Annotated in this window: 13 protein-coding genes; all 13 read right to left on the reverse strand. The window is 40.2% G+C overall.

Annotated elements, in window-relative coordinates:
- Positions 1 to 58: 58 nt before the first annotated feature.
- On the reverse strand, positions 59 to 9,175 hold the full coding sequence (locus RWN13_RS14940; RefSeq protein WP_314065254.1) for a SpaA isopeptide-forming pilin-related protein: 9,117 nt from the start codon (positions 9,173 to 9,175) through the stop codon (positions 59 to 61).
- Between the two features lie 506 nt (positions 9,176 to 9,681).
- Positions 9,682 to 11,049, reverse strand: a complete 1,368-nt coding sequence (gene rlmD, locus RWN13_RS14945; RefSeq protein WP_314065257.1) for a 23S rRNA (uracil(1939)-C(5))-methyltransferase RlmD — start codon at positions 11,047 to 11,049, stop codon at positions 9,682 to 9,684.
- A 297-nt stretch (positions 11,050 to 11,346) separates the two neighbouring features.
- Positions 11,347 to 12,369, reverse strand: a complete 1,023-nt coding sequence (locus RWN13_RS14950) for a diacylglycerol kinase (protein WP_314065259.1) — start codon at positions 12,367 to 12,369, stop codon at positions 11,347 to 11,349.
- Between the two features lie 59 nt (positions 12,370 to 12,428).
- Positions 12,429 to 13,859, reverse strand: coding sequence for an Asp-tRNA(Asn)/Glu-tRNA(Gln) amidotransferase subunit GatB (gatB, locus tag RWN13_RS14955; RefSeq protein WP_314065260.1), 1,431 nt, complete (start codon positions 13,857 to 13,859; stop codon positions 12,429 to 12,431).
- Positions 13,859 to 15,328: an Asp-tRNA(Asn)/Glu-tRNA(Gln) amidotransferase subunit GatA gene (gatA, locus tag RWN13_RS14960; protein ID WP_314065261.1), complete on the reverse strand. Its 1,470-nt coding sequence runs from the start codon at positions 15,326 to 15,328 to the stop codon at positions 13,859 to 13,861. Before gatA ends, gatB begins: the two co-directional genes overlap by 1 nt.
- Positions 15,328 to 15,633, reverse strand: a complete 306-nt coding sequence (gatC, locus tag RWN13_RS14965) for an Asp-tRNA(Asn)/Glu-tRNA(Gln) amidotransferase subunit GatC (RefSeq protein ID WP_314065262.1) — start codon at positions 15,631 to 15,633, stop codon at positions 15,328 to 15,330. Before gatC ends, gatA begins: the two co-directional genes overlap by 1 nt.
- 242 nt (positions 15,634 to 15,875) lie before the next feature.
- The gene (locus RWN13_RS14970) at positions 15,876 to 16,970 is read right to left on the reverse strand and encodes a CamS family sex pheromone protein (RefSeq protein ID WP_314065263.1); all 1,095 of its coding nucleotides are present in this window, start codon (positions 16,968 to 16,970) and stop codon (positions 15,876 to 15,878) included.
- Positions 16,960 to 18,984 (reverse strand): NAD-dependent DNA ligase LigA, encoded by a 2,025-nt coding sequence (gene ligA / locus RWN13_RS14975; protein WP_314065265.1) that lies wholly within the window; start codon positions 18,982 to 18,984, stop codon positions 16,960 to 16,962. The genes RWN13_RS14970 and ligA overlap by 11 nt, the downstream gene beginning before the upstream one ends.
- Positions 18,985 to 19,181: 197 nt before the next feature.
- Entirely contained in the window at positions 19,182 to 21,428 is a 2,247-nt protein-coding gene (pcrA, locus tag RWN13_RS14980; protein WP_314065267.1) for a DNA helicase PcrA, read from the reverse strand.
- A gap of 258 nt (positions 21,429 to 21,686) precedes the next feature.
- A complete protein-coding gene (gene cspD, locus RWN13_RS14985) occupies positions 21,687 to 21,887 on the reverse strand; it encodes a cold-shock protein CspD (RefSeq protein ID WP_314065269.1) in 201 nt (66 codons plus the stop codon).
- Positions 21,888 to 22,166: 279 nt separating this feature from the next.
- Positions 22,167 to 24,005 (reverse strand): translational GTPase TypA, encoded by a 1,839-nt coding sequence (gene typA, locus RWN13_RS14990; RefSeq protein WP_314065271.1) that lies wholly within the window; start codon positions 24,003 to 24,005, stop codon positions 22,167 to 22,169.
- A 224-nt stretch (positions 24,006 to 24,229) separates the two neighbouring features.
- Positions 24,230 to 24,997 (reverse strand): inositol monophosphatase family protein, encoded by a 768-nt coding sequence (locus RWN13_RS14995; RefSeq protein ID WP_314065273.1) that lies wholly within the window; start codon positions 24,995 to 24,997, stop codon positions 24,230 to 24,232.
- Positions 24,998 to 25,001: 4 nt separating this feature from the next.
- On the reverse strand, positions 25,002 to 25,283 hold the full coding sequence (locus RWN13_RS15000; RefSeq protein ID WP_314065275.1) for a UPF0223 family protein: 282 nt from the start codon (positions 25,281 to 25,283) through the stop codon (positions 25,002 to 25,004).
- Between the last annotated feature and the right edge of the window lie 54 nt (positions 25,284 to 25,337).

Below are 25,337 nucleotides of genomic sequence, written 5' to 3' on the forward strand. Positions count from 1 at the left end.
TAAAAGGCCCAAAGCTTATAAAAGCTCTGGGCCTTTTATGCCGATTTGCATACTGTTGCTAAACGGTCTTACGTTTCCTTCTTACCATCACAATCCCTCCAACTATTCCTGCACCTATGACAGTAGCAAATAAATCAGATTGATTGCCCGCTTGAGGTAAGTCCCCCCGCCCCTTTTTACTTGAGATAGGCGTCACAGGTTTAATTGGCTCGTTGTATTTGGTTACTTGGACAGCTGACAAGTGATTTTCTTTAACAACTTCTTCAGCCTCAGCCTTTATCTTGAAGGCGGCTGGTTTAGAATCTAAACGATAACCTGTTGGTGCCTTCGTTTCGATAAAAGCGTAATCCCCTGGTGCCAAGTTTTTAACCATAATACGCCCATTGGCATCTGTTATCAGCTCTTGATTAACTACTTCTCCAGCAGCCGTCACTAAGGTAAATTCAGCACCTTCAAGGGATTTCATCGTTCCAGTCGCTTTCTTCGTCAAGATTACGGAGCCTTGAAGATTAACAGCATCCACAGTGACACTCTCTGGTTTCTGACTATTTTCGGTTGCAATCGTAAACGTGAATTTATTGGCCGATAAGACATAACCCACAGGTGCTTTGGTTTCTTTAAAGTAATAGATTCCTGGAGCTAAATCAGTCACTGTAATCATCCCCTGCGCATCGGAAACTAACTCTTTTGCGATTAAGGTATCCTTGCCTTTATTTTGCAAATACAGGCTAAATTCAGCGCCCGCCAAGACCTTCTCTTGATCATCAACTTTTTTTAGTGAGACTGATCCCTGATAGTTAATGAGACGTAAGTTATTAATATCTGCATGCCCATCCTGGCTTTCTCCCTCAATGGTAAATGTTACCTTCTCAGTGTTAATTAAATAACCACTCGGAGCCTTTGTTTCTAAGAAATAGTATGTACCAGGTGCTAGGTTTTCAGCTTTTACTCGTCCTTCAGAATCAGATGTTAACTCCTTTTGAATGACTTGTCCTTGTCCGTCTACAAGATTAAAGACAGCTCCTTGAAGCCCCTCTCCTTCTTGATTGCTTTTGATTAGTTCAGCTGTTCCTTGGTAGTTTTCAAAGACCAACTCTTTATTTAGCCTATAAGCATTCTCAGGTCGATTTTCAGCCCTTGAACCAATTTCAAACTCAATAGGTTCTAGTCGTTTAATAAAGCCAGCTGGAGCCAGTGTTTCTTCCAGTACGTAGTGACCTGGGGCTAAACCAGTTAACACGATGCTATCGGAATTTCTAGCCGTCACCACGTGGTCATTGACCAATTCTCTTGTTTGACCATCGACTTTACTCAATTTAAAGATAGCGTCTTTTAAGACACGGGTCTTTTCATTACCTGATACTTTCTTAAAGCTGATTGTCCCTTGATAATTGATCAGCTGTCCAGCGTTGAAGACTACAGGCTCTCCTTGAGCCTGATTAGAAATTGTCACTGGGATTGCTTTGGTATTTAAGATATACCCCCTTGGTGCCTCAGTTTCCACAAAAGCGTAGTTACCTGGGGCTAGACCTTCGACTGTTACTAATCCTTTTTCATCAGAGACTAACCCTTCAACCACCAGAGCATCTTCGGCATCTCGATTGATCACCTTAAAGACTGCTCCTCCTAATGGTTGCCCAGCTTCTGTTACTTTTTCTAGTTGAGCCGATCCCTGATAATTAACCAAATTTGTCCCTTGTACAACTTCTGGTTGACCCTCATGACTTTCCGCCACTTCAACTTTTATTTTGTTGCTATTGATGAGATAGCCTTTAGGCGCTTGTGTTTCCTCAAAGAAATAAGTCCCTGGTGATAAATCTGTGGCGACTACGAGTCCTTGATTGTTTGTTTCCAACTTCTGGCGGATTTCATTTCCTTGACTATCAAGAAGTCTGAAGTGAGCCCCTGCTAACTCGTTCCCCTCTTTATCCACCTTTTTAAGTTGGGCAGCTCCCTGATAATTTGTTGCTTTTACGTTCACTTCTTCTGGTGCTTCTGATGCCTGATCACTAATAGTAAACCAGACTTTTTCCGTGTTTAAGAGATACCCCTTAGGAGCTACTTGCTCACTAAAGTAATAGTTACCTGGTGCCAAATCAGTCACTTGTATTTTTCCTGCTTGATTGGTAATTAAATCTTTTGCTGCCAATGTGCCATCTTCTCGATATAAGTTAAAGATGGCCTTTTCCAAAGGTTTATTTCTCTGATTCACCTTTGCTAATTCGACACGCCCTTGATAGTTAATCAATTGGCCCCCAAAGACCTCTAAAGGTCCTTTAAAGGCATTGTTGGCAATCTTAAAGGGAATAGCCGTCTCATTCAACATATACCCCTTAACCGCCTTAGTTTCAACAAAGGCATAGTTGCCTGGTGCTAAGTTAGCTACCTTGACAATTCCTTCTTGATTAGAGACCAGATTTTCTACAATCGTTTGTTGGTTTTCATTGATGACTTTAAAGACAGCTCCTGCTAATCCCTGTCCTTTTTGGTCGACTTTAGACAGTTGGGCTCTTCCTTGATAGTTAGCGAAATTACCTGCCATCACTAATGCCGGTTCCCCAATCGTTTCATTAACAATCGTGAATGGCAATCTTTCATCATTTAACAAGTGACCTGGGGCTGCTTTGGTTTCCGCAAAGAAATAGGTCCCCGGTGCTAATTTGTTTACCCTCACTAAGCCCTCGTCATTTGACACGAGACCACTTTGAATCACCTTACCGTCTATTGTCAGAACACTGAACTCGGCATCTGCTAATGTTCTGCCAACTTCATCGACCTTCACTAAAGCTGCTGATCCTTGGTAATTGGTGGCTGTAACTGTCAAGGTTTCAGGAACTTGACTAGCTTCTTTAGCAATACTAAAGCTAATTTTTTCGCCGTTGATTAAGTATCCAACCGGTGCTTTTGTCTCTTTAAAGTAGTATGTGCCTGGCGACAACTCACGGACACGAATTAACCCTTGCTCATTCGACACTAATTCTTTCGCAACCAATGTGTCTTCTGCTTTGTTTTGCTTGTACAAACTAAATTCAGCTTGCGCTAGCTTTTCTCCTACCGAATTTTGTTTTGTTAAGGCAACTGATCCTTGATAATTGGTTAACTCAAGTCCCGTCACGTCCACACGACCGCTGTCGCTGGTTTCCGAAATAATAAATGGAACTTCGTCCTTATTGAGCACGTAGCCAGCTGGTGCTTGTGTCTCTACAAATGCATAACTACCAGGTGCCAAATCAACGGCCCTAACAACGCCTTTGCTATCTGACAGGAGGCCTGTTTGAATTTCGTGACCTTGACTATCTAGGACGCTAAAGATGGCCCCGGCAAGCCCTTGACCATTGGCAGCCCGCTTAGTTAATTCCGCTGTTCCTTGATAATTCTCAAATAAGTCACTACCACTGCCGGCAAAAACACTAGCTGGTATGCCATTATTTTCAACTGCAACCTCAAATTCAAAGGTCTTAGTACGAGTGATAAACCCTTTTGGTGCTTTAATTTCTTTGATTTCATAATGACCTGGTGCCAAGCCTGTTAAATTAACAACTCCTGCTGAATCAGCCGTTAACACCCGTTTATCAACCTTCCCTCGATTGATATAACTCATCTCGAACTCAGCTCCTTTTAATCCATAGGTAGCTGAAGATGGGACTTGACTGCCGTTTACTTTTCTAAAACTAAATTTCCCTTGATAATTTTTTAAGTTTCCAGCCTTCACTATTTCCGGTTGTCCTTCTGCTGAGGCATCAATCGTAAACTCTTTTTCAAGTGTATTCAGGATATAACCCGCTGGCGCTTTTGTTTCAACAAACCCGTACTGACCAGGAGCTAAGCCAGTCACGGATACTAAACCATTTTCAGCCGATTGAAGGCCTTCACGAATGACCAAATCCAGACCGTCTTCGCCCTTTTTATCTTTACTGACAACCTTAAAGACTGCTCCAGATAATGGCTGACCACTTTCATCTTCTTTGATCAAGCTTGCTACTCCTTGATAATTAATCGCCCTTACCTCAACAGGATCTAGTTGAGTTTGAGCAGATTGCTGAATGTTAAAGGTTATTTTTTTCGTATTAATCAAATAGCCCATTGGTGCCTTTGACTCTTCAAAATAATACTTGCCAGGTGCCAAAGCCTTAACTAAAAGATTTCCTTGCGAATTCGTTACTAATCCGCCGGCAATCAGTTCCCCACTGTCTTTATAAAGAGTGAACTCCGCACCTTCTAAAGGCGTCTCTCGATCGTCTGTCTTCCTTAGTTCAACGCTTCCCTGATAGTTGATCAGTTCCCCTGCTTGTTCCACTATCGGGGTACCCTCATACCCACTTTGAATGGTAAAGGACTGCGGCGTCTCGTTTAACATAAAACCTGGAGACTTAGTTTCCACAAAGGCGTATTCCCCAGCCACTAAGCCAGTCACTTCAACAACTCCATTAGCATTGGAGCTTAACGACTCGGCAATTGTCTTGCCTTGCTGATCAATCACTTTGAAGACAGCACCCGCTATAGGATTCCCTAATGCATCCTTCTTGATTAATTGAGCCTTACTTTGATAGTTAGTCAAAGTTCCAGCAGTAACTTCTACAGGCTCGCCAAGACTAGCATCAGCAATTGTGAAAGCCACTTGTTGTCGGTTGATAACATAACCCTTAGGTGCTTTTAACTCTTCAAAGAAATAATCCCCAGGAGCTAAGTTCTGAATCAAAACTTCCCCATCCTGATTCGCAACAATCCCGGTCTTAACTAATTCCCCATTTGCTTTGACTACTTTAAATTCTGCTTTCCCCAATCGTTCGCCAGCTTCGTTCAGTTTAATTAAGCGGGCAGTCCCCTGATAATTGATGGCCTGACGCGTTTTAACAACAGCTGGTTCTGTTCGAGCTTCTTTGCTGATGGTAAAATCATATTTATCTGTATTGAGGAGATAGCCAGTAGGTGCCTTCGTTTCTTGGAAATAATAATCGCCACTGGCTAAGCCATTGACAACTAGTTTGCCATTGCTATCGGTTACTAATCCTGATTTTATCCCTGTGCCATCTTTTTTAAACAAACTAAATTCTGCATCTTTCAAGGGTAACTTTAAGACTGATACTTTTTCAAGTTCAACTGATCCTTGATAATTTTCCAAAGCATCCAATGTAATGATCTCTGGTTTGCCTGTCGCCGTTCCTTTAATTTCAACTCTTTTAGGAGTTTGATTCAACAAATAACCAGATGGTGCTTCTATTTCAACAATCGTGTAATGACCTGGTGCCAACTCAATGGTCACAAGACCATCCTTATTGGAAGTGACCACTTTAACCACCTTCAAGTCTCGATCCAACACGTTAAACCTAGCACCTTGTAGTCCTTTTCCTTGGTTATCTGTTTTCCTAAATTCAACGATTCCTTGATAATTAATGTAATTGCCCAACGAAATCTTAGCGGTTTCCTGACTTGTAATAGTAAAATCAACCGTCTCTGTATTTTTGATATATCCAGGAGCAGGACTCACTTCAGTCAGGCGATAAGAACCAGTTAGCAAGCCTTCAATCAGTACTTCCCCTTTAATTGTGCTGGTCACGCTCTGATGCTCAAGAACCTTTTGATAGTGACCTTGGGCATCCTTCATACTGAGGCTAAAGACAGCGCCTGCTAGTGCTTTTCCTTTAGCATCTTGTTTTATCAACGACACTTGATTGAGTTGATTAGTTACGATCAACGCGTGTGCCACATCTGCATTAGCTTTGCTGACAGTAATCACTTTACCATCTCGCAGCTCCGTCGACAGCATGTAGCCATTTTGCTGAGCCACTTCTCTCAACAGATAAGTACCGGTCAACATGTTTTGAACATAAACTAAACCATTTGCGTCTGAAGTAACAGTCCGCATTAATTTCCGAGTTTTACTGTTTAAGATTTCAAAAGTAATTCCCTTTAGGGGGTTGCCGCGGTTATCGGTTTTTTTCAAATAGAAATTAAGTTTTTCACCACTACCTGTTCCCCCACCTTCGGAGGTTTCAACTTGAATCGTACTGGTTTTATCCTGAGTCACCACTTTAACATTATCCCCAGAAATCGAGACATGGTTGCTTACAGCTTTTTCACCTTTTGCCAACATCAAATCTGCTGTGTAGCTGATTCGGTAAGCCTTGGTAATTTTATGATTAAAACTAATGGTCATAATTTCTTCCCCAGTGGCATCATCCCGTGTCACCAGAACTTGATAGTCGCTCCCTTTCGCTAAGACCGTATCGGTCAATGAAAATTCGCCGTTTTCATCACTGACCAGTTCAACGATTTTGAGACTTTCAGGGTTAAGCTGTTGATTGACTGACGGATAATCCTTTACCATAAAATTACTTAAGGTTGACTGACTTGGATTAACTAAAATGTCCCAACTAAGGACATCGGGATTATTCGGGTCTTGTCGTCCCCCCTTGCTAGCAAAGGTTCCTCCATTTTTAATCGAGACACTTCCCGTAATCGTATCTTTTACGACACCGTCTTCTTCTAAGGTAGCCGTATTTTCATAGCTTTCTTCAGCTTCCACGATTTGGTCTGCCAAAGTTGTTTTGAATACCAACTGATACCCAGTATTTTTACTGTTTTCCGGTAAATTTACGATTAAGGTCTTAACTTCTTCATTCTTTTGTACGATAATGTCTATAGGAGTTATTTCTTTCAGATCTTTGATTTCGCCGTCAGAAGATACTGTATAGGAATATAACTTTGCTGAATTTGGGACGTATTGCTGATTTCCTCGGATAGGGTCTACAATGCGTCCATTCTTGATTGTGTCACGATTAAAATTAGTATTAAGAATCCAAGTAATCTCTTTAGAGACTGCATTATATGAGCCATCTTTACTACCGTTAACATAACTTTCTTTTTTAGGGGTGAATTTATCCTCTGATGTATTGGTCTTCTTATCCCCTGTTTTATCAATCCATGTGGCAACAGCTCGGTTAATATAAGGAAGATTTTCGCCAATCAGTTCCTTCTTATCAAAGGCTGTTTGATAGTCAATCGTAAAAGCTTTGGTAGTGGTTTGATAACCCGCTCCTATTAGTTTTACGCTAAATCCCTCTTTTGATTTATTCACTAATTCATAGTCTATGTCTTGTACTAAGGTTCTGCCATCCTTCTCTTTCATCACAAATGTTTCTGGCATAAACGTTAGACCTTTGTTTGTGAAGCTGTCCGTTAATTCCCAATCTTGCATTTGATAATTATTATTGTTAACCGTCATGGCCCAAGATAGAGTTTCCTTATCATAATCAACGCCTGCATAACGTTTAATTAACCCTTGTTTAGTTGTCATTCCACTTGTACCTGATTCGATGCCACCTACAGTCTGAATCTTGTTACTGACTGTTTGCTGAGTGTCATCAATCACCAAGCCATCTTTAATCTTCGTCGTATAGGTCATATTAATAGCATTTTTTACCTCTTTTAAGAAATTAACACGGAAGCCATTGCCAACTGGAACTAAGATATAATCTTCCCCTACTATTAATTTAGCCCCTGTTTTATATGTGCCGTCTGGCTGAGCCACCATTTGATGTAGCAGGACTGACGAATCCACTAAAATTAAATTATCAGAGAAGTTGTCTGCTAAAAAAGCATCACTGGCTTTGATTGTCTTTTCGCCGTAATTGTATTTAACCGTCCAATCAAAACTTAGGTCTGCTGGACGATAAATCGGTTTGTCTTTCTCCAGCACTTTTCCGTATTGACCAGTAACTGTCGCTTCGGCTTTAAGTTCACTACCATCACTAGCCGTTGAGGTAACGTGATTGACCAACTTTAAAGGGCCACCTTTATCCGGTTTAACCTCTTCATTGATACTTGTTTCATAAGTAATACGATAGGCTTTCCGACTCGTTCCTTTGAAAATCACGTCGGTACCTACTACCTCATAATCCGTAGCTGGAATTTCAGCTAGATTTTCATTTGTCACCTCGCCTTCAAAATTCACTGCAATTTCATACACTTTAATTTCTGTCACGGTTAAACCGGCAGGTAGCTCTTCTTTGACCTTTAAAGCTGTTCGCTCTGCTTTGGTTTTATTGACAAAAACATCCCAGGTTACTTTTGTCGGATTTAAGGCTTTATCCAACTTCCCTCGTTTATCAATGGATTCTTCAGCCTCAGTATAAATCGGCACTTTGATCTGTAGGTCTTTATCTTTTATGGGAAAGACAATCTCCAAATCTTCTGGTGTCGTAATAACTTTTTCATTAAATCTAGTTGTAAACCAGAAATCACCTGAAATATTTTCCAGATTCTCTGCTGCTTCTGTAAACGTAAACACAACTTTTCCATCTGTCGTCACAGTATAGGTGGCAACCACCTCACCGTCAGCGTTGGTTAACTCTTTATCAATGGCTGCCGCTGTCACCTTTAATTCCGGTGGTAACTGGAATGTATAGGTGTCTCCTTTTTTTAGAGCTTGTTGTTGCTCATCCGTTAATGACCAGTGATATTTAACGTTTATTTGAGAGGTTAGCGTTGGTTTCAGGGGATCAGGGGTAACCACTAACTCCACGCTATCGAAAATATTGCCAATAATTTGATTGCTTGATTGAATTCTCTCACTCTTTTTAACTGGTACTTCCTTTTCCTGACTGCTGGTAGAACTTTCAGTGCTAGAACTTATTTCAAGAGTTGACTCACTGGACTCCTTTATTTCTCCTTGAAACAATGGAAACTCAATTGATGTTTCCCCTAGCTGACTAGTAATAATTAACTGATCCCTTAGTTCCTCTTCGCCGTGGTAGCTAACTGGAACCCTTAATTCAAACTGTTGGCTGCCGACCACATCCGGTAACAACTTAATTTGCAGCTGTTGTCCCTTCACGATGACTTCGCCAATCTCCTGACTATCACTGTTGATCAAAGGACTTGTCGTTCCATTTATGTGAATATTAGAACTAACAGACAAGTCGATTATTTCAGACTCTTTTACATTTTTTTCCAAGTTCCCATTTAAGCTTAGCCAATAAGTTTGGTCCTTCTTTAATGGTCGTTCTTGATTAACTTCCCGTTGATTGTCATCAACTAACACCCCCTTGAGTTGGCTTAGTTCCAGTGAAGCAACAGGACCATCATTAATGGATTCCGCTACTGCAACAACTGGCACTAAGACACTTTGCAACAGTAGCACAATTAGTGCAATAATTGGTATGGTCTTTTTCATATTCTCTCCGTCCTCTCCTATGCAATGATTAAAATACAGAATTCGTTACCTTATACAGCTCATAATCGCAAGCATTAACGAACACCTAAAAAGTCAGCCTATTTAGTATATGGTTAGAAATAGAGATATTCATTTCAAAAACTTCACATCAATATCACATTTTTGAATCTCGTTACTTTTTGTTAGTTTCTCTAAAAATGATTTAGCCCTACACTCATGGCCCGTAAGGCTTGAAGTTAATTATCTGACAATTAAAACCGTTCTCATAAAATGAGTCAGCCTAGGTCAAAAAAATTGACAAGTTTTCTTTTTTAAGTATAATTTAATCTTCAAATCGTTCACTTTGGCTAAATAAACAAGTTAGCAAAATAGTGAACAAAGATCGATTGTTGTTTAATCCCCCCTTGCCCTTAGTTACATACACCAATTAAGAATATTTATACAATAAGAATTCACAAAAAAATAGATCACCTGCTTTTTCGGCAAGTGATCTATTTTACAAAAAACTATTTCTTAACTAATTCGGCTACAACCTCAACGTGAGGCGTTTGTGGGAACATATCCACTGGTTGGACTTGCTTGACTTCATAACCGTGAGCGGCAAATAACTGGCAGTCACGAGCTAAGCTAGCTGGATTACAAGAAACATAAATAATTTTCTTAGGAGCTAGTTCCACCGCTGCGTCAATAAAGCTTTCAGCCAACCCTTTGCGTGGTGGGTCAACAATCAAGACATCTGCTGTCACATCATCGGCTAACCATGCTGGCATAACGTATTCCGCTTTCCCAACTTCAAATTTAACATTTGTAATATCGTTCATCTGAGCATTGATTTTCGCATCAGAGATAGCATCTGGGTTAACTTCCATGCCCAGAACTTTTTCAACTTTATCCGCTAAAGACAACCCGATTGTCCCAATGCCACAATAAGCATCGATTACTGTATCAGTGTCTTTTAAATTGGCAAAGTCAAGGGCCGTTTGATACAATACTTCTGCTTGAACCGTGTTAACTTGATAAAATGATTGGGCTGAAATGCGGTATGTTTTGCCTAATAATTGGTCAGTGATGTAGTTTTGACCAAATAAGGTTTTATTGGTTTTACCTAAAATAACATTTGTAGCATCCGGATTAATATTTTGAACAATTGCCACAACTTCTGGCAAGGCCAAATGAATTTCCTGAACCATTTTTTCGTAGTTAAATAATTTAGGCGTACGTGTCACTAACACAATCATCATTTCGTGAGAGTAATGACCACGACGTACGATAATATGACGTAAATTCCCGGTATTTTCCTCTTCAATATAAGCTTTTACGCCATATTTCTCCAAGACATCACGGACCACGATAATCGCTTCATCAATTTTTTTATCTTGAATATAAAAATCTTCAAGTGGTACTAAGTCATGACTGTTCTTACGGAAAAAACCAGTAGCTAACTCGCCGTTTACTTTACGGACAGGAATTTGTGCTTTATTTCGGTATTCTAACGGATTGTCCATGCCTTTAATCGGGTGAATCTTCACATCAGGCATTTTAGCAATTCGTTGGAAAACATTTTTCACTTGTTGCTCTTTAAAGGCAAGTTGCGCTTCATAGGTCATGTGATTTAATGGCGCAATGCCAGTTCTAATCAACGTTTCGTTAACATCTTCTACACGATCAGGACTCTTTTTCGTTAAGGTGACAACTTTAGCAAACCCAAATTTCTTGCCAGCTTTTAACACTAGCACTTCTGCTTCTTCGCCAGGTAAGGTATTCTCAATAAACAGCGGATAGCCATCAACTTTAGCAACCCCAAGACCTTCATGGGACAAGTCAATAATTTCCACTTTAAGTGTTTGATTCTTTTCTACAGGTAAGTTTTTCATTTATTTACTCTTTTCTTTTTTTATCTATATACATCACGTAAAATAATCACTGCCTATCATGCCTCTGGATCTGGCAGATACTTCTCAGTAAAAACACGATATCTTAAGCTTTTTAAGCCGAAACTCTCACGATAAGTGATTATTTAATAGAAACTATACATTCTCTATTCTAAGGGCTAACGGCGTAAAATACAATCTTTATCGCCTATTTCTAATTAAAACAAGCAATCAGTTCTGATTGACCTGATTGCTTGTTGGAAGATAGACACTTAAGATTTAAGGTTTAAGACAATTGCCTTAGGACACTTTTCCATCACCATCGATATCTTCGTCTGTTAAATGCTCAACTTCTTTAATAAAGGCATCTGAGACTTCTAGCATATCGTGATTATCTCCTGTAACGGCCTCTTCTGGAATTTTATCCAAGTTAGCGTACATTTCGATATGTTGGTGTAAATTAGTAAAGTGCATCGGCGCATCTCCACCGTATTCCCCATCTAAGTTAATCATCATACGGACACCTTCATCAAGGGTTTCCGCGTATAAACTAGATGTTTTAGCGTAAATAACGCGAGGATCATTAACATGCTTGCCACCGTTGATCATTAAAGCCACAAGATGCATAATTTCCACAATATTTGCGGTCTTAACGACAATTAGGGAAAACTTGCCATCATCCAATTGAGCGTTAGGTGCGATTTGTTCAAAGCCTCCAACAGAATTCGTTAAGCCTAAGAAAAACATGGATGCTTTGCCGATGTACTCGCCACCGTCGTATACAAGTCGCATATTTATGGGCTTAACACGAGGCAACATCTCTGCCCCTTTAACTAAGTAAGCCAAGTAACCAAAAACACTTTTCAGTTGCGATGGGACTTCATAGGTCAGTTCAGTTAAGTTTCCACCAGCACCGATATTCATAAAGTAGGTATCATCTGCTTTACCAATATCCATGCGAATGGTTTGTTTTTTTGCAATCACACGAGCGGCCTCGACAATATTATCACGAGGTACTTTTAAGGCTCGAGCATAATCGTTGGTTGTTCCTCCTGGAAGAATGGCCATTTTAGGTCGTTTTTCAAGAGGAGCAATTCCATTAATGACTTGATTAATCGTGCCATCACCACCTGCTGCGACAATCAGATCAAAACCTGCTAAGGCAGCACGTTCAGCTTCTTTTTGTGCAGAATTTGGTTGGGCTGTTGTGGCAAAGGCACTCGCTTCATAACCAGCCCCTTCCAAAATGTCCAAGACATCAGGTAAACTTTTTTTGATTGTTTCTTTGCCTGATGTGGGATTATAAATCACTCTAGCTTTCACGGAAATGTACTCCTTCTTCTTTAATGGTAAATAGGTCAGCTCAACAAACTATTTGCTGTCTATTTTTTGGCCAACTCTTCTTGCAGAAGTTTATTAACCACACCTGGGTTAGCTTTACCTTTAGTGGCTTTCATAATTTGTCCAACTAAGAACCCAACGGCACGGTCTTTGCCGTTTTTAAAGTCGTCAATTGATTGTTGGTTATTATCCAGAATATCATTGATGATTGGCAATAATTGCGCTGGATCAGATAATTGCACTAAGCCTTTTTTCTCAACGACTTCTTTCGCTTCGCCACCATTTTCAATTAATTCTTTAAAGACTTTTTTAGCAATTTTAGAGCTGATTGTGCCATCAGCGATTAAATTAATCATGCCTGCTAGATTACTTGGTGTCAATTTAGTATCATGTAATTCCACATGCTCACTGTTTAAATAAGCCGATACTTCACCCATTAACCAGTTAGAAGCTTGTTTAGCATCTGCCCCGTTGTCTAATGTGGCTTCAAAGAAATCAGACATTTCTTTTGACAAAGTCAGCACCATCGCATCGTACTCAGGTAATTCCAACTCTTTGACATAACGCATACGGCGAGCTGCTGGCATCTCAGGTAAACTAGCACGAACTTCTTCAATCCACTCATCACTGATCTCAAAAACTGGTAAATCTGGCTCAGGGAAATAACGATAATCACTGGCCCCTTCTTTGACACGCATTAAGAGTGTGTCACCAGTGGCATCATCATAACGGCGTGTTTCTTGCTCGATTTTGCCTCCTGATAACAAGACTTTTGCTTGACGTTTTTCTTCAAAAGCCAAACCTTTACGGACGAAGTTTAAGGAGTTCAAGTTTTTGATCTCTGCCTTAGTTCCAAACTCTTCTTGGCCATAAGGGCGCAATGAAATATTCGCATCACAACGCATGGACCCTTCTTCCATCTTCACATCACTGACACCTGTAAACTGAATCACGGAGCGAACGGCTTCCAAATAGGCGTAAGCTTCTTCTGGCGAACGCATATCTGCTTCAGAAACAATCTCAATTAATGGTGTGCCTTGACGATTTAAATCCACATATGAGAATCCTTCAGAACCGTGAATATTCTTGCCGGCATCTTCTTCTAAATGAACCCGTTCAATGCGGATTTTTTTCTTTTTGCCAGCCACTTCAATTTCAATCCAGCCATCATGGCCGATTGGGTGAGTGTCTTGAGAAATTTGATAAGCTTTCGGATTATCTGGGTAAAAATAGTTTTTACGGTCAAAATGTGTTTCTTGAGTAATACCGCAGTTTAAGGCGAGAGCCGCTTTAATCGCAAATTCAATTGCTCGCTCGTTGGCTACAGGTAAAACACCTGGATAGCTCCAATCAACTACGTTTGTATTCGTATTTTGCTCAGCACCAAAATGAGCCGGTGCTGAAGAAAAGATTTTAGACTCTGTTTTTAATTCTACGTGGATTTCTAATCCAATGACTGTTTCAAAGTTCATTATGCATGCCCCCCTAAAATAGCTGGTTGTTGCTTATGAAAATCTGTCGCTTGTTCAAAGGCATAAGCAGCTTTGTACATCGTCGCTTCATCAAAGTGTTTCCCAATTAATTGGAGTCCCACTGGCAAACCATCAACTAATCCGCATGGAACTGACATACCAGGTAAACCTGCTAGGTTAACTGGAATCGTCAAGACATCAGCCGTGTACATGGTAATTGGGTCTTCAATATTTTCACCTAATCCATAAGCAACAGTCGGTGTTGCTGGACCAATGATTAGATCATAGTCTTTAAAGACCCCGTCAAAATCACGACAAATTAAGGTTCTAACTTGTCCTGCTTTTCTGAAGTAGGCATCGTAATAACCAGCACTTAATGAGAATGTGCCTAACATTATGCGACGTTTGACTTCTAAGCCAAAACCTTCAGAACGGGAATTGATGTAAACATCTTCCAAATCTTTAACATTTTCAGAACGATACCCATAACGAATGCCATCAAAACGTTGCAAGTTGGAAGACGCTTCGGAAGATGCGATAATGTAATAAACTTCCACTCCATATTTAGAGTGAGGCAAACTCACTTCCTCAACGGTAGCGCCTAATTCTTTAAAGGTAGCGACCGCTTTTTCAACGGCTTCACGAATTTCTGGTGCAACGCCTTCGGTCATAAATTCTTTTGGTACAGCAATTTTCATGCCTTTAATGTCCCCAGTTAAGCCTGCTGTGAAATCAGGAACCTCAATTTTAGCACTACTGCTGTCCCGTTTATCCCAACCGCTAATCCCGTTTAAGATCAAGGCATTATCTTTCACATTTCGAGTCAGGGGACCAATTTGATCCAGACTTGAGGCAAAAGCAATTAACCCAAACCTTGAGACACGGCCATAAGTCGGTTTCATACCAACAATGCCATTAAAGGCTGCCGGTTGACGAATACTACCACCGGTATCACTACCAAGAGAAGCGCCAATTTGACCAGCCGCAACAGCTGCTGCTGAACCACCCGATGAACCACCAGGCACCTTCGTTTGATCCCAAGCATTTTTGGTTTTCTTGAAATATGAGGTTTCCGTACTACCGCCCATGGCAAATTCATCCATGTTTAATTTACCAACAGGGACCATACCAGCTGAGTGTAATTGCTCCATGACTGTTGCATCATAGATTGGCTCAAAGTTATGTAACATTTTACTGCCGGCAGTTGTCAGCAGATCTTTTGTCACGATATTGTCTTTAATCCCGATTGGCAATCCGGCCAAAGGTTTTGAACCATCGATACCTGCATCATCTAATTCAGTGGCTAAAGCTAAAGCTCGCTCTTCATTTAAGGTAATAAAGGCATCGACTTGTGGTTCAGTCTCTTTAATTCGTTTAAAGGTTGCTTCCGTTACTTCTTTTGCGGTTACTTCTTTTGACACTAATAAATCGTGCAACTCCGTTAAATCTTTATTATATAATTCTGTCATTACGCGCCAGCCTCCCCGTTCTCAATGATTACTGGCACTTTGATATAGCCATTTTCTTTTTCAGGTACATTTCTCATTAGTAAGTCGCGATTCGTGCCTGGAACAGCCACGTCTTCACGCATTACACTCTTATTATAAATAACATTAGTGGTAACAGGAACGCCTTCTGTATTGACCTCTCCTAATGTTTCCACCATATCAATGATTTTACCTAATTGTTCAGTAAAACCGTGAAGCTCTTCTTCTGGAAAAGCCAATTTAGATAGTTTTGCTACGTGTTTGATTTGTTCTTCACTAATTGCCATACTTAGCCTTCTTTCCATTCATTTTCATGAAACCATTTTACCACAAGTTTCAGTAATATGCTGAAACTCTTGTCATTTAATTGCTAGATAAATCAGGACCAGAAAATAACCTGCCATGAAAAACTTCATCTCCATGGCCACCGCTATTCTCAACAGGTCCCGTTAGAAAGTAACTTTTCCCTCTTCTTATGCAATCAGCTATAAAATAACACTACTTGATTAGTTATCGGATGTCCTTCGATTTAGTTAAAGACATGACCAACGGATTTATCGGAACCAACTTGTTTCTCAACAAATCCCTGTGGCCCTTCCAAGGTGTTGATTTGTACTTCAATATTAGCATTAATATTAAAAATAGTGTCGACTGTGGTCGAAATAAATTGAGTAAAGTTCAGTATTTCCGTTTCACTAAAGTACTTTGTTTCAATTATAATCGTCATTTTTTGTAACTCATTGTTCCGATAAGCTGCTACACCTGAAATACCACTTGAGTTAGGGAAAAAACTTTGAACACTATTTTTAAAATCGGTGAATTTATTGGACAAGCCATCGTTAGTGGCGTTGTTTTGCGCCCCTTCTTTGGCAGGTAAAACAATATAAGCTTCATTCACATCTTCCCAGCCGCTTAGGTCATTACCGCTTTTACTGGTAGCCTTGGCAAAATAACTACCTCCGCCAATGTCATCTCGAGTGGCCTGCTTAAACAAGCCGATGGTCACAGGGGTATTCTCCAACCCTTTAATCGTCCGAACTTTCTCCAATACTTTGCTGGCGATTCGTTGCCCTTCCGAGTTAACTGTTGCGTCGTCGATTTCTACAGGGGGGTTAGTGCTGTAGTCCACTGAATTTAAGACAATACCTAAACTTACCCCACCTAATTGCTCGTTTTCTTTACTTAAATAATTTTGTTCCACTACTTGTTCAAAGATAATCGGCCCGCCACCCTCAGCTGGATTTAAGCCTAAAGGCGCCTCATCACTTTGACGACTAATCAACTGAATAATGACCTCACGACTGATGTATTGCCCTTCTTGAAACAAGTATTTATCCACTGGATACGCCCCTTTGGACATCTCCATTAAGCCTTTTTCAACATTCGCTAAATTATAGTTACTGTTCAAGGTACTTTTGGAAACCCCTCGTGCCTTGCCGGTCTTGTATTTTCCATCAACCAATAAAGCTTGATAAGAAGAGTCATTTAGCTGTCCTGTTGTAGCTGTTTTATCGCCACTTGCTTGATTGGGCGAAATATTTGAGGTACCCTTTTCCAATTTGCCGCAGCTTGCTAAAAGCAAGGCTGCACCAACTAAACCAATGACTATTTTTTTACGCATCATGCGTCGTGCTCCCTTCAATTGCGGCGACCATCTCGGCTTCATTCCAAACATCAATGCCTAGTTCCTGAGCCTTCGTTAACTTACTGCCTGCTTCCTCACCGGCTACGACAATGTCAGTCTTTTTAGATACACTGCCGGTTACTTTGCCACCAAGTGCTTCGATTCGAGACTTGGCTTCATTGCGATTAAAGTGAGTTAAACTTCCTGTTAATACCACCGTTTTATCTTTAAAAGGTGAATTGACTTCTGCAAGATCATCTGCCGTCACCCCTAAGTAAGTTAAATTAACCCCAGCTTGACGTAATTCATCAACTAGCTGATGAACTTCTTCTTTTTCAAAGTAAGTCACTAAGCTATCTGCAATGATGTCACCTAATGAATCAATTTGCGTGACTTCCTCAACAGTCGCATTCATTACGCCTTCGATAGTTTTGAAATTCTCCGCTAAAATCTGGCCTGCTTTTGCGCCTACGTGACGAATCCCTAAACCAAATAATAATTTTTCCAAGGAATTTTCTTTACTATTAGCAATTGCCGTCAGTAAATTTTCAGCTGATTTTTCTTTGATTTTATCCAATGTCAGCAATTGTTCGGCTGTTAAGGAGTATAAGTCCGCCACATCTGTCACTAATTCTTTGTCATACATCTGCTCAATCACCCGTGGCCCGAGTCCATCAATGTTCATGGCATTCCGCGAGACAAAATGGCTTAAGCCTTCTTTAATCTGCGCTGGACACATGGGGTTGATACAACGCAAAGCAACTTCTTCATCCAAATGAACTAACTCACTGTCACAAATTGGACAAGTCGTCGGGGCTTCATATGGTAAACTACTTTCTAGACGTTTATCTAGGACAACTCTCGTCACTTCTGGAATAATGTCCCCTGCTTTGTGAATCATCACATGGTCACCGATCCGAATATCTCGTTCTCGAATCAAATCCATGTTATGCAAGCTAGCCCGTGCCACCGTAGTTCCTGCTAAACGAACGGGATTCATAATGGCCGTTGGTGTTACCACCCCTGTTCGGCCAATCGTCCATTCAATCTCATTAACAACCGTCTCAGCTTCTTCGGCAGGAAATTTGTAAGCAATCGCCCAGCGAGGTGCTTTCACGGTATAGCCGATTTCTTGTTGGGCTTCAAGTGAGTTTACCTTAACGACTATGCCATCAATCTCATAATCCAAGTGAGGCCGTTTTTCTTGAAACTCCTGAACAAACGCCCAAACTTCATCGATGGTCTGACAAATCCGACGCTCATGATTAGTGGTAAGCCCTAAACGATCCAACTCATCTAAAGCAGCACTTTGAGTTGCGACAGGCAGAGTACCTAAGTCCGCCACTGAATATAAGAAAGTACTTAAGTTACGTTCCGCCACTACTTTTGTATCCAACTGACGTAAACTACCGGCAGCAGCATTTCGTGGGTTAGCAAAAACTTCATGACCGTTTTCCTCACGAACTTTGTTTAATTCCGCAAAGGAGGTTTTAGGCATGTAGCACTCGCCGCGGACTTCAATCGTCATGGGTTTGGCCAACCGGCGAGGTATCGATTTCACCGTATTCAGATTAGCAGTAATTTCTTCTCCAATGCGCCCGTCGCCCCGTGTGGCACCTTGAACAAAACGACCATTTTCATATTTTAAGGAGACGGCCAAGCCATCAATTTTCAGTTCACACATATAGTCAATCGGGATTTCCGTCAGTTTGCGAACCCGTTTATCAAAGGCTTCTAAGTCTTCTTTATTAAAGGCATTCCCTAAACTTAACATTGGGCTGTCATGGGTCACTTTTGTAAAACCAGTTGATATCGTCCCACCAACCCGTTGCGTAATGGATTCAGGGTTGATGAACTCAGGATATTCAGCCTCTAAAGCAACCAATTCAGCATACGCTTTGTCGAAGATATGATCTTCTACTAGGGGCTGGTCCGCATCGTTGTATGCCGTGTTCCATTTATCTAAGTCATTCCGTAATTTTTCTATTCTTAAAACCGCATCTTCTTGCTTCACGGTATTTCCTCCTTATGGAAAAGCTTTATAAATCGGTTAGTATGAGCAACAATCCTTGCAATACTCGGATTGGCTATCTCTTCGTCACATCGCTGATTTAGAAAGCTAGACATTAACCTTGTCACTTCCAGCAAATGCTGGTTACAACTGCCTTGAATGAGCCTATCCTCAAGCTCATCCACAGTGTGGTGCTACTTTTATTTTTGAATTTTTTCGATTGGGGCAAAGGCAGCTAGTAAACGTTTGATGCCTTGAGCTGGAAAAGCAATATCCAGTTCCACATCTTTGGCATTTCCACCCACTTTAACAACGGTGCCGACGCCCCATTTTTTATGTTGGACTTTGTCACCTGGCTGCCAAGCTTCTTGATCGCCGCCAGTTTCGACTTTGCTGGAAACCTTGGTTTGTTGTGGTTGCGTATAAATAGCTTTACGGGAAGCCGAACCAGTCATGGTTGATTGGCGGTTTTGAATCGACTTAGCCCCACCGTCCCCTTCTAACAAGTCTTGATTAATCTCATCAATAAAACGTGAGGGACGATTATACTGCGTTCGACCATAAAGCGTTCGTGAAAACGCATTGGAAATGATCAGTTTTTTCTCCGCTCGAGTAATGCCAACGTAAGCCAAGCGACGTTCTTCTTCTAGCTCTGACTCTTCCATTAACGCCCTCGACAAAGGAAAAATCCCTTCTTCCATTCCCAATAGGAATACAACGGGAAATTCCAACCCTTTAGCCGCATGGAGGGTCATTAAGGTGACTTGAGAGGTTTCTTCTTCCAAGGAATCGATATCCGCAACTAAGGCCAAATCATTTAAGAAAATCGTCAATTTATCTGCCGGATTCTCCAATTCTTCATCTGAAGCAGCTTGTTGTTTATCAAATTCCTGGGTAACAGAAATTAATTCTTCCAAGTTTTCTAATCTGTTTTGTGATTCCAACGTATTTTGGCGCTTTAAATCATCCTCATAGCCACTGCGCTTCAATGTTTCCTGTACTAATTCGGTAATCGATAAATAAGGCACCATCTTCTGTAAATCTTGAATCATCATTCCGAAGGCCGCTAGTTCTTTGCCAGCTTTTCCGGAAATATTAGCTAAATCAACATTGATTGAGGCTTCCAACAAGGACCATTCATGAATGGAGGCAAACTCACGGAGCTTCTCCACAGAGGTATTTCCAATGCCACGTTTTGGTTCATTCACGACTCGAGCATAACTTAACGAATCCATGGGATTGGCAATCACATTTAAATAGGCCAAAATATCTTTAATCTCTTTGCGATCGTAAAACTTGTGCCCCCCCACCATCTTATAGGGAATATTGGATTTAAGTAACATTTCCTCCATTACCCGTGACAAGGCATTGGTCCGGTAAAGAACGGCAAAGTCACCGTATTTTCGACCGTTTTCAGCAATCTCTTTTTGAATGGTTGAGACGATATACTGGGTTTCCCCTCGCTCGGTTTCTCCTCGATAATAGGTGATTTTTTCCCCATCGTGGTTATCCGTCCAGAGCTTTTTATCGCGACGCTGGCTATTATTCTCAATCACGTGATTTGCGGCAGCTAAAATATTGGATGTGGACCGATAATTTTGCTCCAACAAGACTACTTTAGCGTTCTTGTAATCTTTCTCAAAATCCAAAATATTTTGCATATCGGCACCACGCCAGCCATAAATACTTTGATCTGCATCGCCGACGACGCAAAGATTTTTAAATCGTGCTGCCAACATATTAACCAGGGTGTATTGCGCATGGTTAGTATCTTGATACTCATCCACATGGATGTAGTGGAATTTATTTTGGTAATACTCCAAGGTGTCTGGATGCTCGTTGAATAAACGAATGGTCAACATAATTAAATCGTCAAAATCCATACATTGATTATTGCGCAATTCCTTCTGGTAAGCAGCATAACATTTAGCCACAATTGCCTCAAAAAAGCCATTATTTAATTCGGCATATTTTTCAGGTGTCTGTAATTCATTTTTAGCATTGCTAATCATCCCAATAATACTACGGGGATCATACTTCTTTGGATCAATATTTTGTTCTTTGACAATTCGCTTCATCAATGTCAGCTGTTCCCCACCATCAATGATGGTAAAGTTGCGATTATAACCGATATGATCGACATCGCGACGTAACATCCGTACACACATCGAGTGAAATGTTGAGACCCATACGTCTTCTCCACCACTAACAAGCAAACTATTGACACGCTCCTTCATTTCTTTAGCGGCTTTATTGGTAAACGTTATGGCTAAAATGTTCCAAGGATTTACATTTTTTTCTGTTATTAAATAAGCAATTCGGTGGGTTAGCACACGGGTTTTGCCACTGCCTGCACCGGCCATAATTAGCAATGGACCTTCTGTTTGGAGAACGGCCTCTTTTTGCTTTGGATTCATTCCACCTATTAAGGAATCTTTAGTTGACATCAATAACGTCCTCTCTAGTTGTTCTGTATCAAAAAATGCTGACTAAATCACTGCCAACCCCATTTTTCAATCTCTTCCATTATAGCAAATTTCGTGGCAAACTTCTCCTAAAAAAGTATTAAAGTAACAAAAGCTTTTAGCTCTTGGTTTTTTTAGAGACAAATTCTAATAATCCCAACTTAATTCTTTTTAAAAAGCAAAAAAAGTACCCTATCATCAGATAAGATACTTTTTCGATAATTGGATTAAAATAAACGTTTAAAGCTTTGTGACATCAGCAGCTTGAGGGCCTCTTTCACCTTCAACAACTGAGAACTCAACTTCTTGACCTTCTTCTAACGATTTGAAGCCATCGCCCTGAATAGCAGAAAAATGGACAAATACATCGTCATGTCCTTCAACTTCGATAAATCCAAAACCTTTTTCATTGTTAAACCATTTCACTTTACCTTGTTCCATTACATAGAGCCTCCATTAACTTTACTTTGTAACTAAACATCCTTACAGCGATTGTTCAAAAAACTAATTAAGGGTACTTTTTTGGAACAATTCGTAAAAATCTTTTCATTACACCTAACATTATACTTCACTATAGTTAGAACTTCAATGCCTATTTAAACGTTTTCTTCATACATCTGTATCCAAAGTCTCTCCTTTGTGAAAATTAAACTGACTGTTATTTGGTGTTCTAAACAAAAAAACACCAAAGACTGTATCATCTTTGGCGTTACTAGCTAATTAATCAGCTTTTTTGTTTTTCTTAGCTGCTTTTTCACGTTCGCTCTTATTCAAAATTTGTTTTCTCAAGCGAATGCTTTCTGGTGTTACTTCACAATATTCATCGTCATTCAAGAATTCTAATGATTCTTCAAGTGACATTACTTTTGGTTTTTTAATGACGTTGGTTTGATCTTTATTAGCTGAACGAACGTTAGTTTGTTGTTTAGCTTTGGTTACATTAACACCTAAGTCATTTTCACGACTGTTAGCTCCAACAACCATGCCTTCATAGACTTCAGTACCAGGCTCAACAAAGACTGTTCCACGTTCTTCCACACTCATAATACTGTAAGTAGTAGCTTTACCTGTGTCAACGGAAACAAGAGCGCCGTTACGACGGCCACCGATTGCGCCTTGGATCATCGGTAAATATTGATCGAAGGTGTGATGCATAATTCCATAACCACGAGTCATTGACATAAATTCAGTTGTATAACCGATTAAGCCACGAGCAGGTGCTAGGAAAATCAAACGGATTTGCCCATTACCCGTATGGATCATGTCTTGCATTTCGCCCTTACGTTGGCTCAAGGATTCGATGATACCACCCATGTACTCTTCTGGAGTGTCGATTTGAACACGCTCAAAAGGTTCACATTTACGGCCGTCAAATTCTTTTACGATAACTTTAGGACGCGATACTTGTAATTCAAAGCCTTCACGACGCATATTTTCAATTAGAATAGACAAATGAAGTTCGCCACGACCTGAAACAATCCAAGCATCTGGCGAGTCAGTTGGGTCTACTTTTAAAGACACATCTGTTTGCAGTTGATTTAATAAACGTTCTTCGATTTTACGAGATGTTACAAATTTACCTTCGCGACCAGCAAATGGTGAATTGTTAACTAAGAAGGTCATTTGTAAAGTTGGTTCATCGATATGCAAGATTGGCAAAGCATCTTGATGATCTGTTGGCGTGACGGTTTCTCCAACGAAGATGTCTTCCATCCCAGAAACGGCAATCAAATCGCCAGCTTTAGCTTCAGTGATTTCTACACGGTTTAAACCAAAGAAACCAAATAATTTTGTGACGCGGAAGTTCTTTGCAGAACCATCTAATTTCATCAATGACACTTGGTCACCAACTTTAATTTTCCCACGGAACACCCGACCAATTCCAATACGACCAACATAATCGTTGTAGTCTAATAAAGACACTTGGAATTGTAACGGCTCATCGCTATTATCAACAGGAGCAGGGATATGCTCAATAATTGTATCAAAGACAGGGTTCATTGATTCTTCTTGCTCTGCTGGATCTTCAGACAAGCTAGAAGTACCATTGATACCTGATGTGTAAATAACTGGGAATTCCAATTGATCGTCGTCAGCACCTAGTTCGATAAATAGTTCTAAAACCTCATCAATGACTTCAGCTGGACGAGCAGATGGTTTATCAATTTTATTCACTAAAACGATTGGAATTAGTTTTTGCTCCAGAGCTTTTTTCAATACAAAACGAGTTTGAGGCATAGTGCCTTCGTACGCATCCACTACTAATAACACACCATCAACCATTTTCATGATACGCTCAACTTCACCACCGAAGTCCGCATGTCCTGGTGTATCTAAAATGTTAATCTTAGTTCCTTTGTAACTAACAGCAGTATTTTTCGCTAAAATCGTAATACCACGTTCTTTTTCGATATCATTTGAATCCATTGCCCGCTCTTCCAAGCTAACATGACCATCTAATGTATCGGATTGTTTTAATAATTCATCTACCATTGTTGTTTTCCCATGATCGACATGGGCAATAATGGCGACGTTACGAATATCTTCTCTAAATTTCACTTTTTTATTCTCCTCACTATATGTAAAGCATTAAATCTTACTAGATAAGTTTTAAAACCTACATTGTCCTATTATTAATAGGAGTAGCTCAAAAAACTTAACTAAAACGACCATCTCAAATTAACTCGACTTTTCATTATAGCAAAAAACTCTCATGAAAAACAATAAAAAGTTTTCAGAAAACGAAAAAAGTTACGAGTTGCATCAAAATAGTTGGTAAAAGCTTAGTTTTGGCGGTTTTGAATTTCCTCAAAGGTCGCCGGCGTAGCACCTAATATGGGTACTTTTTGCCTTAAATCCAAGGGTTCACCATTTAATGCAATAATTTTAAGTCCTAATTCTTCGATTAGCACTTTAGCCGGAGCATAATCCCAAGGTTGAAGATTGCTAATATAGGCAGTCTGATTGCCTTTGATTAATTCTTTAAACCCAATGCCTGCACAACCAATCATTCTAACGCCTAATGATTTCATGGCAACAGTCTGGGTTTCATAGGTATTTCTTAAAAACATGTGGGTATTAACACTTATCAAGCCTTTTTCCAAGGTCATATCAGGAACATCCTTAATCTCCTGATCATTTAAAAAGACGCCGATTCCCTTACCACCCCAAAGCAGTTCATCCCGCATGATTTCGTAAATAAAACCAAGCTGTCCAATTCCCTCTTCGTAAACGGCAATCATCGTGCAAAAATTATCTTGTTGTTTGACAAAGTTCAAGGTACCGTCAATTGGATCGATGACCCAAACTCTGCCACCAAAATCAGTCACTTGATCTGCCAAGCCTTCTTCTCCCAAAATTTGATCGTCGGGATAATGTTGGCGAATCTTATTAATGAAAAAAGCTTCAGTCTCTTTATCAACATTGGTAACTAAATCAGATTTATTGGCTTTTTCTTCTACAATTAAGGGCGATTGAAGTTTTTCTTTAATCCGTTCCCCTGCTTCGTAGACCCAACCTTTAATTTCTTCAACCATTTGCTGCTGACTCATCCTCTTAAGCTCCTTTCATTTTGATTACTTTATCAGGCGTTGCTTTTGCGGCTTGAACAGCACGATACAATGAATAACCCGACACGGCTTCGAAATCCCGACCAAGTTTACGTTCCTCACCAATACTCTTCACGACTGATTTAAATTCCTGATAGACTTTCATCAATTGGGCGGCTGGTAATCCTGTTTCATAAACATCTTCCAATGTCTGCCACATAGCCATTACAGCCAGCATTTCTTCTTGAGTCCACTCAATATCTAGTGGGTAATTATAATTATCTTGCATGTTACCACCTTTACGTTCTTCTCTGGTCTTAGTGTATCAAAAAAATCGTCTTAC

It is taken from the genome of uncultured Vagococcus sp. (genome assembly GCF_963518325.1).
In the GTDB taxonomy this organism is placed as follows: Bacteria; Bacillota; Bacilli; order Lactobacillales; family Vagococcaceae; genus Vagococcus_D.

Bases quoted from the DNA above. Each gene is read 5' to 3' on its own strand.
- gatA (WP_314065261.1), bottom strand. From the start codon at position 15,328: ATGACAGAATTATATAATAAAGATTTAACGGAGTTGCACGATTTATTA.
- RWN13_RS14995 (WP_314065273.1), bottom strand. From the start codon at position 24,997: ATGAGTCAGCAGCAAATGGTTGAAGAAATTAAAGGTTGGGTCTACGAA.
- gatB (WP_314065260.1), bottom strand. From the start codon at position 13,859: ATGAACTTTGAAACAGTCATTGGATTAGAAATCCACGTAGAATTAAAA.
- RWN13_RS14940 (WP_314065254.1), bottom strand. From the start codon at position 9,175: ATGAAAAAGACCATACCAATTATTGCACTAATTGTGCTACTGTTGCAA.
- RWN13_RS14970 (WP_314065263.1), bottom strand. From the start codon at position 16,970: ATGATGCGTAAAAAAATAGTCATTGGTTTAGTTGGTGCAGCCTTGCTT.
- RWN13_RS15000 (WP_314065275.1), bottom strand. From the start codon at position 25,283: ATGCAAGATAATTATAATTACCCACTAGATATTGAGTGGACTCAAGAA.
- pcrA (WP_314065267.1), bottom strand. From the start codon at position 21,428: ATGTCAACTAAAGATTCCTTAATAGGTGGAATGAATCCAAAGCAAAAA.
- gatC (WP_314065262.1), bottom strand. From the start codon at position 15,633: ATGGCAATTAGTGAAGAACAAATCAAACACGTAGCAAAACTATCTAAA.
- rlmD (WP_314065257.1), bottom strand. From the start codon at position 11,049: ATGAAAAACTTACCTGTAGAAAAGAATCAAACACTTAAAGTGGAAATT.
- cspD (WP_314065269.1), bottom strand. From the start codon at position 21,887: ATGGAACAAGGTAAAGTGAAATGGTTTAACAATGAAAAAGGTTTTGGA.